The sequence below is a fragment of the Streptomyces misionensis genome, assembly GCF_007896895.1.
Lineage (GTDB): Bacteria > Actinomycetota > Actinomycetes > Streptomycetales > Streptomycetaceae > Streptomyces > Streptomyces misionensis_A.
Window position 1 is genome coordinate 1 of sequence record NZ_VOGW01000031.1, and the last position, 16580, is coordinate 16580.

At 65.7% G+C, this 16580-nt stretch carries 11 protein-coding genes and 3 rRNA genes; 11 read left to right on the top strand and 3 right to left on the bottom strand.

Annotated elements, in window-relative coordinates; all coding sequences use genetic code 11:
* On the bottom strand, positions 1-262 hold a 262-nt coding region (locus FRZ03_RS05075), incomplete at its 3' end, for a DUF397 domain-containing protein (protein ID WP_146463925.1).
* Between the two features lie 269 nt (positions 263-531).
* On the opposite strand from FRZ03_RS05075, the gene rpsO reads away from it, so the two are divergent.
* The 5 genes from rpsO to FRZ03_RS05100 all read left to right on the top strand — a co-directional run bounded on the left by rpsO (position 532) and on the right by FRZ03_RS05100 (position 5981).
* Positions 532-819, top strand: coding sequence for a 30S ribosomal protein S15 (gene rpsO, locus FRZ03_RS05080; protein WP_003997419.1), 288 nt, complete (start codon positions 532-534; stop codon positions 817-819).
* Positions 820-1115: 296 nt separating this feature from the next.
* The gene (locus FRZ03_RS05085) at positions 1116-3332 is read left to right on the top strand and encodes a polyribonucleotide nucleotidyltransferase (protein ID WP_146463926.1); all 2217 of its coding nucleotides are present in this window, start codon (positions 1116-1118) and stop codon (positions 3330-3332) included.
* Positions 3329-4708, top strand: a complete 1380-nt coding sequence (locus FRZ03_RS05090; RefSeq protein WP_146463927.1) for a M16 family metallopeptidase — start codon at positions 3329-3331, stop codon at positions 4706-4708. The genes FRZ03_RS05085 and FRZ03_RS05090 overlap by 4 nt, the downstream gene beginning before the upstream one ends.
* A gap of 51 nt (positions 4709-4759) precedes the next feature.
* Positions 4760-5512 (top strand): 4-hydroxy-tetrahydrodipicolinate reductase, encoded by a 753-nt coding sequence (dapB, locus tag FRZ03_RS05095; protein WP_146463928.1) that lies wholly within the window; start codon positions 4760-4762, stop codon positions 5510-5512.
* Between the two features lie 13 nt (positions 5513-5525).
* Positions 5526-5981: a tetratricopeptide repeat protein gene (locus FRZ03_RS05100; protein ID WP_146463929.1), complete on the top strand. Its 456-nt coding sequence runs from the start codon at positions 5526-5528 to the stop codon at positions 5979-5981.
* Positions 5982-6093: 112 nt separating this feature from the next.
* Here the strand turns inward: FRZ03_RS05100 and FRZ03_RS05105 are convergent, their stop codons facing one another.
* The gene (locus FRZ03_RS05105; protein WP_146463930.1) at positions 6094-6651 is read right to left on the bottom strand and encodes a PH domain-containing protein; all 558 of its coding nucleotides are present in this window, start codon (positions 6649-6651) and stop codon (positions 6094-6096) included.
* A 90-nt stretch (positions 6652-6741) separates the two neighbouring features.
* Positions 6742-6981: a hypothetical protein gene (locus FRZ03_RS05110; protein ID WP_146463931.1), complete on the bottom strand. Its 240-nt coding sequence runs from the start codon at positions 6979-6981 to the stop codon at positions 6742-6744.
* A gap of 174 nt (positions 6982-7155) precedes the next feature.
* Between FRZ03_RS05110 and thyX the strand changes: the two genes are divergently transcribed.
* From thyX to rrf, 6 genes are all read left to right on the top strand, one after another.
* Positions 7156-7905 carry an FAD-dependent thymidylate synthase gene (thyX, locus tag FRZ03_RS05115; protein WP_146463932.1) on the top strand — a complete coding sequence of 250 codons (750 nt, stop codon included), beginning with the start codon at positions 7156-7158 and terminating at the stop codon, positions 7903-7905.
* Between the two features lie 211 nt (positions 7906-8116).
* Positions 8117-9016, top strand: coding sequence for a 4-hydroxy-tetrahydrodipicolinate synthase (gene dapA / locus FRZ03_RS05120; RefSeq protein ID WP_146463933.1), 900 nt, complete (start codon positions 8117-8119; stop codon positions 9014-9016).
* Positions 9017-9210: 194 nt separating this feature from the next.
* Positions 9211-10896, top strand: coding sequence for a ribonuclease J (locus FRZ03_RS05125; RefSeq protein ID WP_146463934.1), 1686 nt, complete (start codon positions 9211-9213; stop codon positions 10894-10896).
* 499 nt (positions 10897-11395) lie between these two features.
* Positions 11396-12920, top strand: a 16S ribosomal RNA gene (locus FRZ03_RS05135).
* Between the two features lie 305 nt (positions 12921-13225).
* Positions 13226-16346, top strand: a 23S ribosomal RNA gene (locus tag FRZ03_RS05140).
* Between the two features lie 72 nt (positions 16347-16418).
* Positions 16419-16535, top strand: a 5S ribosomal RNA gene (gene rrf, locus FRZ03_RS05145).
* Together the 16S, 23S and 5S rRNA genes form the textbook arrangement of a ribosomal RNA operon.
* The last annotated feature ends 45 nt before the right edge of the window (positions 16536-16580 follow it).

Sequence of the window (16580 nt, forward strand, 5' to 3'; positions counted from 1 at the left end):
GGGGCTTCAGGTCGAACTCCCCGTCCCGCGCCCCCAGCACGAACGCCCGCCACTCCGCCTCCGTGTAGCGGAGCACCGTGTCCGGGTCGAGGGAGGAACGCATCGCGACGGCCCCTTCGGGGAGGTACGCGATCTCCACGCGCTCCTCGTGCTCCTCGGTGCCCGGGGCGCAGTGCCACTCGACGTCCGAGATGTCGAGCGCGTACAGCTCGTCGCGCTCGCGCTCCTTGCGTGCCTTGATCTCCGCTTCCGTCTCCGCCATGGTGCGGCGACCCCTTCCCGACGTTTACGTACGGTCCCGGCGCTCACCCTAGTGGCCGTGGGCCGGCCCGCGGAGACGCTCGGCGACCGGGGGAAAGAGGCCTGCCGCCGCCTGGTACCCTGAGTGACGGCCGTTCGTGTACGCACCTTCCGGAGCCCTGTGCCCTGGAGGCCGCGCGCAGCGGATCCCCGCCTCCCGAGTAACGGAAGCTCTCCCGAGATGTAGACCGGGGGCACTCGGTGGCTCTCAACAGACTATGAGGAGTACGCGTGTCGCTCGACGCCGCTACGAAGAAGCAGATCATCGCCGAGTTCGGTACCAAGGAGGGTGACACCGGCTCCCCCGAGGTCCAGGTCGCTCTGCTGTCGCGTCGGATCTCCGACCTGACCGAGCACCTCAAGACCCACAAGCACGACCACCACAGCCGTCGTGGCCTGCTGATCCTGGTCGGTCAGCGCCGTCGCCTGCTGCAGTACCTGGCGAAGAAGGACATCCAGCGCTTCCGTGCGCTGGTGGACCGCCTCGGCATCCGCCGCGGTGCGGCGGGCGCCAAGTAAGGACGCCGTGAGGGGAGCGGTTCCCGGCAGGACTCGGGAGCCGCTCCCTTTGCTGTACGTGCGGAAACGTGCGCGGTGTCACTCACGCTTTGTAGTGTGGTAGCACAACGCATAACGCACGACACAGAACGAGGAGAAGCGCACCACGCCGCCGCCGGTCCTCGGTAGTGGCCCCCGGGGGGAAGCGAGCCCCGGGTGCTTCGATCGAAGACCGGCCCGCACCGCAGGCGCGCTTCTCCACCACCGTCCCCCTGCCACACGGGCAGTCCCGGGACGAAGACGAGGAGAAAACGCTAGTGGAGAACGAGACCCACTACGCCGAGGCCGTCATCGACAATGGCGCCTTCGGTACCCGCACCATCCGTTTCGAGACGGGCCGCCTGGCCAAGCAGGCCGCCGGCTCCGCCGTGGCGTACCTGGACGACGACACCATGGTGCTGTCGGCCACCACCGCCTCCAAGAACCCCAAGGACCAGCTCGACTTCTTCCCCCTCACGGTGGACGTCGAGGAGCGGATGTACGCCGCCGGCAAGATCCCCGGCAGCTTCTTCCGCCGTGAGGGCCGGCCGAGCGAGGACGCGATCCTCACCTGCCGCCTGATCGACCGTCCGCTGCGCCCGTCCTTCAAGAAGGGCCTGCGCAACGAGATCCAGGTCGTCTGCACCGTCATGGCGCTCAACCCCGACCACCTGTACGACGTCGTCGCGATCAACGCCGCGTCCGCGTCCACCCAGCTGGCCGGTCTGCCCTTCTCCGGCCCGATCGGCGGCGTCCGCGTCGCGCTGATCCGCGGTCAGTGGGTGGCCTTCCCGACGCACACCGAGCTCGAGGACGCCGTCTTCGACATGGTCGTCGCGGGCCGCGTCCTGGAGGACGGCGACGTCGCGATCATGATGGTCGAGGCCGAGGCCACCGAGAAGACCATCACGCTGGTCGAGGGTGGCGTCGAGGCGCCGACCGAGGAGGTCGTCGCCGCCGGCCTGGAGGCCGCGAAGCCGTTCATCAAGGTCCTGTGCCGCGCCCAGTCCGACCTCGCCGCCAAGGCCGCCAAGCCGACCGGCGAGTTCCCGATCTTCCTGGACTACCAGGACGACGTCCTGGAGGCGCTGACCGCCGCGGTCAAGCCCGAGCTGGCCCAGGCGCTCACCATCGCCGGCAAGCAGGAGCGCGAGGCCGAGCTGGACCGCGTCAAGGGTCTGGCCGCCGAGAAGCTGCTGCCGGAGTTCGAGGGCCGCGAGAAGGAGATCTCCGCCGCGTACCGCTCGCTGACCAAGACCCTGGTCCGTGAGCGCGTCATCAAGGAGAAGAAGCGCATCGACGGCCGCGGTGTCACCGACATCCGCACCCTGGCCGCCGAGGTCGAGGCCATCCCGCGGGTGCACGGCTCCGCGCTGTTCGAGCGTGGCGAGACCCAGATCCTGGGCGTCACCACCCTCAACATGCTCCGCATGGAGCAGCAGCTGGACACCCTCTCCCCGGTGACCCGCAAGCGCTACATGCACAACTACAACTTCCCGCCGTACTCCACCGGTGAGACCGGCCGCGTCGGCTCCCCGAAGCGGCGCGAGATCGGCCACGGCGCCCTCGCCGAGCGCGCCCTCGTGCCGGTGCTGCCGACCCGCGAGGAGTTCCCCTACGCGATCCGCCAGGTGTCCGAGGCCCTCGGCTCCAACGGCTCGACGTCCATGGGCTCGGTCTGCGCCTCCACCATGTCGCTGCTGAACGCCGGTGTCCCGCTGAAGGCCCCGGTCGCCGGTATCGCCATGGGTCTGATCTCCCAGGAGATCGACGGCGAGACGCACTACGTCACCCTCACCGACATCCTCGGTGCGGAGGACGCCTTCGGCGACATGGACTTCAAGGTCGCCGGCACCAAGGACTTCGTGACCGCCCTCCAGCTCGACACCAAGCTGGACGGCATCCCGGCCTCCGTCCTGGCCGCGGCCCTCAAGCAGGCCCGCGACGCCCGCCTGCACATCCTCGACGTGATGATGGAGGCCATCGACCGGCCCGACGAGATGAGCCCGCACGCCCCGCGGATCATCACCGTCAAGATCCCGGTCGACAAGATCGGTGAGGTCATCGGCCCCAAGGGCAAGATGATCAACCAGATCCAGGAGGACACGGGCGCCGAGATCACCATCGAGGACGATGGCACGATCTACATCGGTGCCGCCGACGGCCCCTCCGCCGAGGCCGCCCGCGCCACGATCAACGGCATCGCCAACCCGACGATGCCCGAGGTCGGGGAGCGCTACCTCGGTACGGTCGTCAAGACGACCACCTTCGGTGCGTTCGTCTCCCTGCTGCCCGGCAAGGACGGTCTGCTGCACATCTCGCAGATCCGCAAGCTCGCCGGCGGCAAGCGCGTGGAGAACGTCGAGGACGTCCTCGGCGTGGGCCAGAAGGTCCAGGTCGAGATCGCCGAGATCGACTCCCGCGGCAAGCTGTCCCTCGTCCCGGTGATCGAGGGCGAGGACGGCGACGAGGCGAAGGACGACGCCGAGCAGTGACGTCCCGTGGCTCGAAGGTGACGGCCCGCTCCTCCTCGGAGGCGCGGGCCGTCGCCCGTACCCAAACCCTGATCAAGGGCACCGGCGGCATCGGCACCGTCCGCAAGACCACCCTCCCCGGGGGCCTGCGCGTCGTCACCGAAACCCTGCCGTCGGTGCGCTCGGCCACCTTCGGCATCTGGGCGCACGTCGGCTCCCGTGACGAGACCCCCGCCCTGAACGGCGCGACGCACTACCTGGAGCACCTGCTCTTCAAGGGCACCGAGCGCCGCTCCGCGCTGGACATCTCCGCCGCCATCGACGCCGTCGGCGGCGAGATGAACGCGTTCACGGCCAAGGAGTACACGTGCTACTACGCACGGGTGCTCGACACCGACCTGCCGCTGGCCATCGACGTCGTCTGCGACATGCTGACCGGCTCGCTCATCGTCGAGGAGGACGTCGACGTCGAACGCGGCGCCATCCTCGAAGAGATCGCGATGACCGAGGACGACCCCGGCGACTGTGTGCACGACCTGTTCGCGCACACCATGTTCGGCGACAACGCCCTGGGCCGCCCCGTCCTCGGCACCGTCGACACCGTCAACGCCCTCACCGCCGACCGCATCCGCCGCTTCTACCGCAAGCACTACGACCCCACCCACCTGGTGGTCGCCTGCGCCGGCAACGTCGACCACAACAAGGTCGTACGGCAGGTCCGCGCGGCCTTCGAGAAGGCGGGCGCGCTGAAGAACCCGGAGGCGCAGCCCATCGCCCCGCGCGGCGGCAGCCGTACGATCCGGACCTTCGGCAAGGTCGAACTGCTCGGCCGCAAGACCGAGCAGGCGCACGTCGTGCTCGGCATGCCCGGCCTCGCCCGCACCGACGAGCGCCGCTGGGCCATGGGCGTCCTCAACACCGCCCTGGGCGGCGGGATGTCCTCCCGGCTCTTCCAGGAGGTCCGGGAGAAGCGCGGCCTCGCCTACAGCGTGTACTCGTACACGTCCGGCTTCGCCGACTGCGGCCTGTTCGGCGTCTACGCCGGCTGCCGGCCCAGCCAGGTGCACGACGTGCTGCGGATCTGCCGCGACGAACTCGACCACGTCGCCGCCAACGGGCTGACCGACGACGAGATCGCCCGCGCCATCGGCCAGCTGCGGGGCTCCACCGTTCTCGGCCTGGAGGACACCGGCGCGCTGATGAACCGTATCGGCAAGAGCGAGCTGTGCTGGGGCGAGCAGATGTCGGTGGACGACATGCTGGCGAAGATAGCCGCGGTCACCCCGGACGAGGTCCGCTCGGTCGCCCGCGACATCCTGGGCAGGCGTCCGTCGCTGTCGGTCATCGGCCCGCTGAAGGACAAACAGGCCGCGCGACTGCACGACGCCGTCGCCTGACCATCGGAATCGACAAGTCGGCAAGTCAGCAAGGATCGTGAGGAAGCAAGGATGAGCAAGCTGCGCGTGGCGGTCCTCGGCGCCAAGGGCCGGATCGGCTCCGAGGCGGTCAGGGCGGTCGAGGCCGCCGAGGACATGGAGCTGGTCGCCGCCCTCGGCCGGGGCGACAAGCTGGAGACGCTGGCGGAGACCGGTGCCCAGGTCGCCGTCGAACTGACCACCCCCGCCTCGGTCATGGGCAACCTCGACTTCTGCGTGCGCCACGGCATCCACGCCGTCGTCGGCACGACCGGCTGGACCGAGGACCGCCTCGCGCAGCTGACGGGCTGGCTCGGCCAGTCCCCGCAGACCGGCGTGCTCATCGCCCCGAACTTCTCCATCGGGGCCGTGCTGACCATGAAGTTCGCACAGCTCGCGGCGCCGTACTTCGAGTCGGTCGAGGTGGTCGAGCTGCACCACCCCAACAAGGTGGACGCGCCGTCCGGCACGGCCACCCGCACCGCCCAGCTCATCGCCGAGGCCCGCCGGGCGGCCGGCACGGCCCCGGCGCCGGACGCCACGGTCACCGCGCTGGACGGCGCCCGGGGCGCGAGCGTGGACGGCGTCCCCGTGCACGCCGTACGGCTGCGCGGCCTCCTGGCCCACCAGGAGGTGCTGCTCGGCGCCGAGGGCGAGACCCTCACCATCCGCCACGACTCCCTGCACCACAGCAGCTTCATGCCGGGCATCCTGCTCGGCGCCCGCCGCGTGGTGACCACTCCGGGCCTGACCTTCGGCCTGGAGCACTTCCTCGACCTGAGCTGAGACGGTCCCTGCGATGCGCGCGAAGATCAACTACCTCATCACGGCCGCCGTCCTGGTCTTCTACTTCGTCCTGGTCGGCAGCCGCGGTGTGCTGCTCATCGAGACCGGTACGGTCCTCACCGTGACCTTCGGGGTCGCGGTGCTGGTCCTGCCGGTCATCGGCCTGTGGTTCCTGTGGAAGAACACCCAGTTCGTCCGCCGGGCCAACCAGCTCGCCGCCGAACTCGACGCGGAGGGCGGCCTGCCCGTGGACGAGCTGCGGCGCACCCCCGGCGGCCGGATCGACCGGGACTCGGCCGACGAGGTCTTCGCCAGGCGCAAGGCCGAGACGGAGTCCTCCCCGGACGACTGGCGCTGCTGGTTCCGCCTGGCCGTGGCCTACCACGACGCCCGCGACACCCCCCGCGCCCGCAAGGCCATGCAACGGGCGATCACCCTGCACGCGGGCCGCACCCCCACGGACGCCTGACGCGCGACAGCCGCGGCCCGGCCGGAGATGACCGGCGGGCCGGCCGCACCGCCGCATTCCGCCGGGCCGGGGGAGCGCCCCGGCGCCCGGGCCGGCGGTCACGCCCCGGGACTCAGTGGCCCCGGCCCGCCTCCGCCGCCCACGCCTCCACTACGTCCGCCGCCCGCTCGAAGGCCGCCGGACGCCCCACGAAGTCCAGGTTGTGCGTGGTCAGCAGCGCCGGGGTCCCGGCGGCCGGACGGTCCTTGCGCGACAGCGTCAGCGCCTGGCCCTGCACCGTCCTCGGCAGCCCCAGCCACCGCACCGGCTGCTGCACCGTCCGCACGGCCACCACCCGTGCCCACGGCACCGTACGCGTCCTCAGGAAGCCCACCTGACGCAGTCCGCGCGAGCTCACCCACACGCCCATGCGCAGCAGCCGCAGCGCACCCGCGATCACCAGCAGACCCAGGCCGAGGACCACTCCGGCGGAGGACGCCGAGCCGGTCAGCGCGATCAGCACGGCCGCGAACAGCACGAACGAGGCGACCATCAGCACCAGCGCGGCCACCCCCACCCGCCAGGGGCCGGGCCGGTAGGGACGCCGCCAGCGGTCCCGGTCGTCGTACGGCAGCGCGCTCTCGGAGGCCGACTCGAAGGTGCGGTCGGCCGTCAGGAAGGGCAGGGGCACGGCTGGTCCTCACTCGGTCCTCACGGGGGCTGTGCCCGGTGAGGCTATCCGGCCCGACCTCCGCTCACCAGCCTGGAGCCGCCGTAAGGGTCAGGGGTGGCCCTGGGACGCCTGGGACTGGGGTGCCGGCGGACCCGACGGAGTGGACAGCGCCGGCATGCCGAGGAGCAGGGAGCCCACCAGTCCGGCCACGACGGTCAGACCCAGCAGCCAGCGCCCGGCTATCTCGCCGAAGGACCCCCGCTGCCGCGGCGGGGGAGTCACATTGCTGCGGAACGTGTCGCCTTCGGCGAGGAAGGCGAAGGGGACGGGCTCGCTCCGACGGGACATCGCGGTGCCACTCCTTTCCCAATTCGTGTCGAACGTGCAGGACTCACCGGTACAGACGATCGAGTACGGCAAAAGGTGCCCATGTCCGAAAAAATCGTCGGTGGGTTTTTCGGGGTGAGGTCCCGCACGGGCCCCGCCGGGTGCCCCGTAAGGTGGGCGCGAACCACTGAAGTGATGGGAAGGACCCCAACCCCCGTGACCACCCCCGAGTCGCTCACGTTCCGCAGCGATGTCACCGTCGAGCTGGTGAAGTCCAGCGCTTCGGACGCCGACGTCCTCTTCGCCGCCCGAGTCTCCACCGCGGGCGAGCAGTCCCTGGACGAGCTGAAGAAGGACCCCGAGCGCTCCAAGGGCCTGATCAACTACCTGATGCGCGACCGGCACGGCAGCCCGTTCGAGCACAACTCGATGACCTTCTTCATCAGCGCCCCGATCTTCGTCTTCCGCGAGTTCATGCGGCACCGGGTCGGCTGGTCGTACAACGAGGAGTCCGGCCGCTACCGGGAGCTCCAGCCCGTCTTCTACGTCCCGGACACCGCCCGCAAGCTCGTGCAGCAGGGTCGCCCCGGCAAGTACGTCTTCGTGGAGGGCACCCCGGAGCAGCACGCCACGGTGAGCGGCACCCTGGAGGAGTCGTACCGGCAGGCCTACGCGTCCTACCAGAAGCTGCTCGACGAGGGCGTCGCCCGCGAGGTCGCCCGCGCGGTGCTCCCCGTCGGCCTGTTCTCCTCGATGTACGCCACCTGCAACGCGCGCTCCCTGATGCACTTCCTCGGCCTGCGCACCCAGCACGAGCTGGCCAAGGTGCCGTCCTTCCCGCAGCGGGAGATCGAGATGGTGGGCGAGAAGATGGAGGCGGAGTGGGCGAAGCTCATGCCGCTGACGTACGCCGCCTACAACGCGAACGGCCGCGTGGCCCCCTGACCCGGTCCCGTTCCGGCGCGCGGAACGGATGTACGGGTCAGCCTCCTGAAGTGTCCGTATTGCGGCATTTGGAGAAGTTCATCTAGCCTGATCAAACGGACCCGGCACTGCTTGAACCCCCGAGCAGGCAGTGCCGGGTTCCATATTTGTCCTGACTTACCCGGCACCCCAAGGGCAGACCGCGCATGGCGCACCGAGTAGCGTGTTACCCATGGCTCCGACCTCGACTCCGCAGACCCCCTTCGGGCGGGTCCTCACCGCCATGGTCACGCCCTTCACGGCGGACGGCGCACTCGACCTCGACGGCGCGCAGCGGCTCGCCGCCCACCTGGTGGACGCAGGCAACGACGGCCTGATCGTCAACGGCACCACCGGCGAGTCCCCCACCACCAGCGACGCGGAGAAAGCGGACCTCGTACGAGCCGTACTGGAGGCGGTCGGCGACCGCGCCCACGTGGTGGCGGGTGTCGGCACCAACGACACCCACCACAGCGTCGAGCTGGCCCGCGAGGCCGAGCGCATCGGCGCCCACGGCCTCCTGGTCGTCACGCCGTACTACAACAAGCCCCCGCAGGAGGGCCTGTACCGGCACTTCACGGCCGTCGCCGACGCCACCGGGCTGCCGAACATGCTCTACGACATCCCCGGCCGCAGCGGCGTCCCGATCAACACCGAGACCCTCGTCCGGCTCGCCGAGCACCCGCGGATCGTCGCCAACAAGGACGCCAAGGGCGACCTCGGCCGCGCCAGCTGGGCCATCGCCCAGTCCGGACTCGCCTGGTACTCCGGCGACGACATGCTGAACCTGCCGCTGCTCTCCGTGGGCGCGGTCGGCTTCGTCTCGGTCGTCGGCCACTTGGTCACCCCCGATCTGCGTGCACTGGTCGAGGCGTACACCTCCGGCGACGTCGTCAAGGCCACCGAGATCCACCAGAAGCTGCTCCCGGTCTACACCGGCATGTTCCGCACCCAGGGCGTCATGACCACCAAGGCCGCGCTCGCCCTGCTCGGACTGCCCGGCGGCCCTCTGCGCTCGCCCATGGTCGAGTGCTCGCCCGAGGAGATCGCGCAGCTCAAGATCGATCTTGCCGCCGGCGGGGTACAGCTCTAGCAACAGACTTCGCACGACCCGGACCCAGGCGGTCCAGAAGCCTCCTGGCTTCACAACCGAAGAGACAACCGAACAGACAACCGCATACGCGGGCCACCGGTGCCCGTATTCCACAACGACAACTGCTTCGCACGAACGTCATGCGCGCCACGTGCCGTACCGGTACGTGGCGCGCATGGTTTGAGGAGAGTCTTTTGAGTCATCCGCACCCTGAACTCGGCCCGCCCCCGCCGCTCCCCGAAGGTGGCCTGCGGGTCACCCCGCTCGGCGGTCTCGGCGAGATCGGCCGGAACATGACGGTCTTCGAGTACGGCGGCCGCCTGCTGATCGTCGACTGCGGAGTGCTCTTCCCCGAGGAGGAGCAGCCCGGAATCGACCTGATCCTGCCGGACTTCTCGTCCATCCGGGACCGCCTCGACGACATCGAGGGCATCGTCCTCACCCATGGCCACGAGGACCACATCGGCGGTGTCCCCTTCCTGCTCCGCGAGAAGCCGGACATCCCGCTGATCGGCTCCAAGCTGACCCTCGCCCTGATCGAGGCCAAGCTCCAGGAGCACCGCATCCGGCCGTACACGCTGGAGGTGGCGGAGGGCAACCGCGAGCGCATCGGCCCCTTCGACTGCGAGTTCATCGCCGTCAACCACTCCATCCCGGACGCCCTGGCCGTCGCCATCCGCACCCCCGCCGGCATGGCGGTGCACACCGGCGACTTCAAGATGGACCAGCTTCCGCTGGACAACCGCCTCACCGACATGCACGCGTTCGCGCGGCTCAGCGAGGAGGGCATCGACCTCCTGCTGACCGACTCCACGAACGCCGAGGTCCCCGGCTTCACGCCGCACGAGCGCGACATCTCGAGCGTGCTGCGCCAGGTGTTCGCCGGCGCCCGCAAGCGGATCATCGTGGCGAGCTTCGCCAGCCACGTCCACCGCATCCAGCAGATCCTGGACGCCGCGCACGAGTACGGCCGCAGGGTCGCGTTCGTCGGCCGCTCCATGGTCCGCAACATGGGCATCGCCCGCGACCTCGGCTACCTGAAGGTCCCGCCGGGTCTGGTGGTCGACGTCAAGACGCTCGACGATCTGCCCGACCACGAGGTGGTCCTCGTCTGCACGGGCTCCCAGGGCGAGCCGATGGCGGCCCTGTCCCGGATGGCCAACCGCGACCACCAGATCCGCATCGTCGACGGCGACACGGTCATCCTGGCCTCGTCGCTGATCCCCGGGAACGAGAACGCGGTCTACCGCGTGATCAACGGCCTGACCCGCTGGGGCGCCCACGTCGTCCACAAGGGCAATGCCAAGGTGCACGTTTCCGGCCACGCCTCCGCGGGCGAGCTGCTGTACTTCTACAACATCTGCCGCCCCAGGAACCTGATGCCGGTGCACGGCGAGTGGCGTCATCTGCGCGCCAACGCCGAGCTGGGAGCGCTCACGGGCGTTCCGCACGACCGGATCGTCATCGCCGAGGACGGCGTGGTGGTCGACATGGTCGAGGGCAAGGCCAAGATCTCCGGCAAGGTGCAGGCGGGGTACGTCTACGTCGACGGCCTCTCCGTCGGCGACGTCGGAGAGCCGGCGCTCAAGGACCGCAAGATCCTCGGCGACGAGGGCATCATCTCGGTCTTCGTGGTGGTGGACTCCTCCACCGGCAAGATCACGGGTGGTCCGCACATCCAGGCTCGCGGTTCGGGCATCGAGGACTCGGCCTTCGCCGGCGTCGTCCCGAAGATCAACGACGCCCTGGAGCGGTCCGCCCAGGACGGCGTCGTGGAGCCCCACCAGCTCCAGCAGCTGATCCGCCGCACCCTCGGCAAGTGGGTCTCGGACACCTATCGCCGCAGGCCGATGATCCTCCCTGTGGTCGTGGAGGTCTGACGCACCGTCGGCTGTGACCTGGAGCGGGGCGCCTCGATTTGCATCGCGGCGCCCCGCTCCAGTACGTTTACGACCCCGCCCGGTTGGGAACCCCAGCACTTCACGCGCTGGACGCAGGTGCCCCGGACCGGATGGGAAAACCGACTCAGAACTTCTGATAAAGTCGGAACCGCCGGAAAGGGAAACGCGGAAGCGGGAACCTGGAAAGCACCGAGGAAATCGGATCGAGAAAAGATCTGATAGAGTCGGAAACACCGAAGGGAAGCGCCGGAGGAAAGCCCGAGAGGGTGAGTACAAAGGAAGCGACCGTTCCTTGAGAACTCAACAGCGTGCCAAAAGTCAACGCCAGATATGTTGATACCCCGTCCATCGGATCACCGATGGTCGAGGTTCCTTTGAAAAAACACAGCGAGGACGCTGTGAACGATCGGACTATTCCTCCGATCGTTCCGCTCTCGTGATGTGTCACCGGCTGAAATGTTTTTCGGCCGAGTAAACATTCACGGAGAGTTTGATCCTGGCTCAGGACGAACGCTGGCGGCGTGCTTAACACATGCAAGTCGAACGATGAAGCCCTTCGGGGTGGATTAGTGGCGAACGGGTGAGTAACACGTGGGCAATCTGCCCTGCACTCTGGGACAAGCCCTGGAAACGGGGTCTAATACCGGATATGACCATCTTGGGCATCCTTGATGGTGTAAAGCTCCGGCGGTGCAGGATGAGCCCGCGGCCTATCAGCTTGTTGGTGAGGTAATGGCTCACCAAGGCGACGACGGGTAGCCGGCCTGAGAGGGCGACCGGCCACACTGGGACTGAGACACGGCCCAGACTCCTACGGGAGGCAGCAGTGGGGAATATTGCACAATGGGCGAAAGCCTGATGCAGCGACGCCGCGTGAGGGATGACGGCCTTCGGGTTGTAAACCTCTTTCAGCAGGGAAGAAGCGAAAGTGACGGTACCTGCAGAAGAAGCGCCGGCTAACTACGTGCCAGCAGCCGCGGTAATACGTAGGGCGCAAGCGTTGTCCGGAATTATTGGGCGTAAAGAGCTCGTAGGCGGCTTGTCACGTCGGTTGTGAAAGCCCGGGGCTTAACCCCGGGTCTGCAGTCGATACGGGCAGGCTAGAGTTCGGTAGGGGAGATCGGAATTCCTGGTGTAGCGGTGAAATGCGCAGATATCAGGAGGAACACCGGTGGCGAAGGCGGATCTCTGGGCCGATACTGACGCTGAGGAGCGAAAGCGTGGGGAGCGAACAGGATTAGATACCCTGGTAGTCCACGCCGTAAACGGTGGGCACTAGGTGTGGGCAACATTCCACGTTGTCCGTGCCGCAGCTAACGCATTAAGTGCCCCGCCTGGGGAGTACGGCCGCAAGGCTAAAACTCAAAGGAATTGACGGGGGCCCGCACAAGCGGCGGAGCATGTGGCTTAATTCGACGCAACGCGAAGAACCTTACCAAGGCTTGACATACACCGGAAAGCATTAGAGATAGTGCCCCCCTTGTGGTCGGTGTACAGGTGGTGCATGGCTGTCGTCAGCTCGTGTCGTGAGATGTTGGGTTAAGTCCCGCAACGAGCGCAACCCTTGTCCCGTGTTGCCAGCAGGCCCTTGTGGTGCTGGGGACTCACGGGAGACCGCCGGGGTCAACTCGGAGGAAGGTGGGGACGACGTCAAGTCATCATGCCCCTTATGTCTTGGGCTGCACACGTGCTACAATGGCCGGTACAATGAGCTGCGATACCGTGAGGTGGAGCGAATCTCAAAAAGCCGGTCTCAGTTCGGATTGGGGTCTGCAACTCGACCCCATGAAGTCGGAGTCGCTAGTAATCGCAGATCAGCATTGCTGCGGTGAATACGTTCCCGGGCCTTGTACACACCGCCCGTCACGTCACGAAAGTCGGTAACACCCGAAGCCGGTGGCCCAACCCCTTGTGGGAGGGAGCTGTCGAAGGTGGGACTGGCGATTGGGACGAAGTCGTAACAAGGTAGCCGTACCGGAAGGTGCGGCTGGATCACCTCCTTTCTAAGGAGCACTTCTTACCGGGCTTGCCCGGTCAGAGGCCAGTACATCAGCGAATGTCTGATGCTGGTTGCTCATGGGTGGAACGTTGACTACTCGGCACGGTCCAGGATGGACCAGGCGCTAGTACTGCTCTTCGGGGCGTGGAACGCTGATCTGGTTGGCTGGTCGTGTCGGGCACGCTGTTGGGTGTCTGAGGGAATGAACTTCTCCTCAGTCGCCGGCCCCAGTGCACTCGGACCTTTGGGTTCGGGGTGATGGGTGGCTGGTCGTTGTTTGAGAACTGCACAGTGGACGCGAGCATCTGTGGCCAAGTTTTTAAGGGCGCACGGTGGATGCCTTGGCACCAGGAACCGATGAAGGACGTGGGAGGCCGCGATAGTCCCCGGGGAGTCGTCAACCAGGCTTTGATCCGGGGGTTTCCGAATGGGGAAACCCGGCAGTCGTCATGGGCTGTCACCCTTGCCTGAACACATAGGGCAAGTGGAGGGAACGAGGGGAAGTGAAACATCTCAGTACCCTCAGGAAGAGAAAACAACCGTGATTCCGGGAGTAGTGGCGAGCGAAACCGGATGAGGCCAAACCGTATGCGTGTGAGACCCGGCAGGGGTTGCGTGTGCGGGGTTGTGGGATCTCTCTTCTGCGGTCTGCCGGCCGTAGGGCGAGTCAGAAACCGTTGATGTAGACGAAGGACATGCGAAAGGTCCGGCGTAGAGGGTAAGACCCCCGTAGTCGAAATGTCAGCGGCTTGCTTGAGAGACACCCAAGTAGCACGGGGCCCGAGAAATCCCGTGTGAATCTGGCGGGACCACCCGCTAAGCCTAAATATTCCCTGGTGACCGATAGCGGATAGTACCGTGAGGGAATGGTGAAAAGTACCCCGGGAGGGGAGTGAAATAGTACCTGAAACCGTGTGCCTACAAGCCGTGGGAGCGTCGGAATGGAGCTTGCTCTGTTCTCGTGACTGCGTGCCTTTTGAAGAATGAGCCTGCGAGTTTGCGGTGTGTTGCGAGGTTAACCCGGGTGGGGAAGCCGTAGCGAAAGCGAGTCCGAATAGGGCGACTCAGTAGCACGCTCAAGACCCGAAGCGGAGTGATCTAGCCATGGGCAGGTTGAAGCGGAGGTAAGACTTCGTGGAGGACCGAACCCACCAGGGTTGAAAACCTGGGGGATGACCTGTGGTTAGGGGTGAAAGGCCAATCAAACTCCGTGATAGCTGGTTCTCCCCGAAATGCATTTAGGTGCAGCGTCGTGTGTTTCTTGCCGGAGGTAGAGCACTGGATAGGCGATGGGCCCTACCGGGTTACTGACCTTAGCCAAACTCCGAATGCCGGTAAGTGAGAGCGCGGCAGTGAGACTGTGGGGGATAAGCTCCATGGTCGAGAGGGAAACAGCCCAGAGCATCGACTAAGGCCCCTAAGCGTACGCTAAGTGGGAAAGGATGTGGAGTCGCACAGACAACCAGGAGGTTGGCTTAGAAGCAGCCACCCTTGAAAGAGTGCGTAATAGCTCACTGGTCTAGTGATTCCGCGCCGACAATGTAGCGGGGCTCAAGCGTACCGCCGAAGTCGTGTCATTGCAGCATAAGGGCCAACGCCTGTTGTGATGGGTAGGGGAGCGTCGTCTGCCGGGTGAAGCAGCACCGGAAGGTAGTTGTGGACGGTTGACGAGTGAGAATGCAGGCATGAGTAGCGATTCACACGTGAGAAACGTGTGCGCCGATTGACTAAGGGTTCCTGGGTCAAGCTGATCTGCCCAGGGTAAGTCGGGACCTAAGGCGAGGCCGACAGGCGTAGTCGATGGATAACCGGTTGATATTCCGGTACCCGCTGTGAAGCGTCAAACATCGAGCATCGTGATGCTAAGGCCGTGAAGCCGCCCTGGAGCCTTCGGGCAAAGGGGAGTGGTGGAGCCGCTGAACCAAGCGGTTAGTAGGTGAGTGATGGGGTGACGCAGGAAGGTAGTCCATCCCGGGCGGTGGTTGTCCCGGGGTAAGGGTGTAGCCCGAGTGGTAGGTAAATCCGCCACTCATGCAGGGTGAGACCTGATGCCGAGCCGATTGTGGTGAAGTGGATGATCCTATGCTGTCGAGAAAAGCCTCTAGCGAGTTTCATGGCGGCCCGTACCCTAAACCGACTCAGGTGGTCAGGTAGAGAATACCGAGGCGTTCGGGTGAACTATGGTTAAGGAACTCGGCAAAATGCCCCCGTAACTTCGGGAGAAGGGGGGCCACACCTGGTGATGATCTTTACGGTCTGAGCTGGGGGTGGCCGCAGAGACCAGCGAGAAGCGACTGTTTACTAAAAACACAGGTCCGTGCGAAGCCGTAAGGCGATGTATACGGACTGACGCCTGCCCGGTGCTGGAACGTTAAGGGGACCGGTTAGCTTCACTTCGGTGGGGCGAAGCTGAGAACTTAAGCGCCAGTAAACGGCGGTGGTAACTATAACCATCCTAAGGTAGCGAAATTCCTTGTCGGGTAAGTTCCGACCTGCACGAATGGCGTAACGACTTCTCGACTGTCTCAACCATAGGCCCGGTGAAATTGCACTACGAGTAAAGATGCTCGTTTCGCGCAGCAGGACGGAAAGACCCCGGGACCTTTACTACAGTTTGATATTGGTGTTCGGTTCGGCTTGTGTAGGATAGCTGGGAGACTTTGAAGCGGCCACGCCAGTGGTTGTGGAGTCGTCGTTGAAATACCAGTCTGGTCGTGCTGGATGTCTAACCTGGGTCCGTGATCCGGATCAGGGACAGTGTCTGATGGGTAGTTTAACTGGGGCGGTTGCCTCCTAAAGGGTAACGGAGGCGCCCAAAGGTTCCCTCAGCCTGGTTGGCAATCAGGTGTTGAGTGTAAGTGCACAAGGGAGCTTGACTGTGAGACCGACGGGTCGAGCAGGGACGAAAGTCGGGACTAGTGATCCGGCGGTGGCTTGTGGAAGCGCCGTCGCTCAACGGATAAAAGGTACCCCGGGGATAACAGGCTGATCTTCCCCAAGAGTCCATATCGACGGGATGGTTTGGCACCTCGATGTCGGCTCGTCGCATCCTGGGGCTGGAGTCGGTCCCAAGGGTTGGGCTGTTCGCCCATTAAAGCGGTACGCGAGCTGGGTTTAGAACGTCGTGAGACAGTTCGGTCCCTATCCGCTGTGCGCGTAGGAGTCTTGAGAAGGGCTGTCCCTAGTACGAGAGGACCGGGACGGACGAACCTCTGGTGTGCCAGTTGTTCTGCCAAGGGCATGGCTGGTTGGCTACGTTCGGGAGGGATAACCGCTGAAAGCATCTAAGCGGGAAGCCTGCTTCGAGATGAGGACTCCCACCCACTTGATGGGGTAAGGCTCCCAGTAGACGACTGGGTTGATAGGCCGGATCTGGAAGCCAGGTAACTGGTGGAGGTGACCGGTACTAATAGGCCGAGGGCTTGTCCTCAGTTGCTCGCGTCCACTGTGTTGGTTCTGAAACCACGAACAACCATTGTGCTGGTTGTCAGTTTCATAGTGTTTCGGTGGTTATAGCGTGAGGGAAACGCCCGGTTACATTTCGAACCCGGAAGCTAAGCCTCACAGCGCCGATGGTACTGCAGGGGGGACCCTGTGGGAGAGTAGGACGCCGCCGAACTCCTTTTGAAGCTCCGGCTCTTGGGCACCAGCCCGAGAGCCGGAG

Excerpts from the sequence above, each read along its gene's own strand:
- FRZ03_RS05100 (WP_146463929.1), top strand. The coding sequence starts at position 5,526 with ATGCGCGCGAAGATCAACTACCTCATCACGGCCGCCGTCCTGGTCTTC.
- thyX (WP_146463932.1), top strand. The coding sequence starts at position 7,156 with ATGGGAAGGACCCCAACCCCCGTGACCACCCCCGAGTCGCTCACGTTC.
- dapB (WP_146463928.1), top strand. The coding sequence starts at position 4,760 with ATGAGCAAGCTGCGCGTGGCGGTCCTCGGCGCCAAGGGCCGGATCGGC.
- FRZ03_RS05110 (WP_146463931.1), bottom strand. The coding sequence starts at position 6,981 with ATGTCCCGTCGGAGCGAGCCCGTCCCCTTCGCCTTCCTCGCCGAAGGC.
- dapA (WP_146463933.1), top strand. The coding sequence starts at position 8,117 with ATGGCTCCGACCTCGACTCCGCAGACCCCCTTCGGGCGGGTCCTCACC.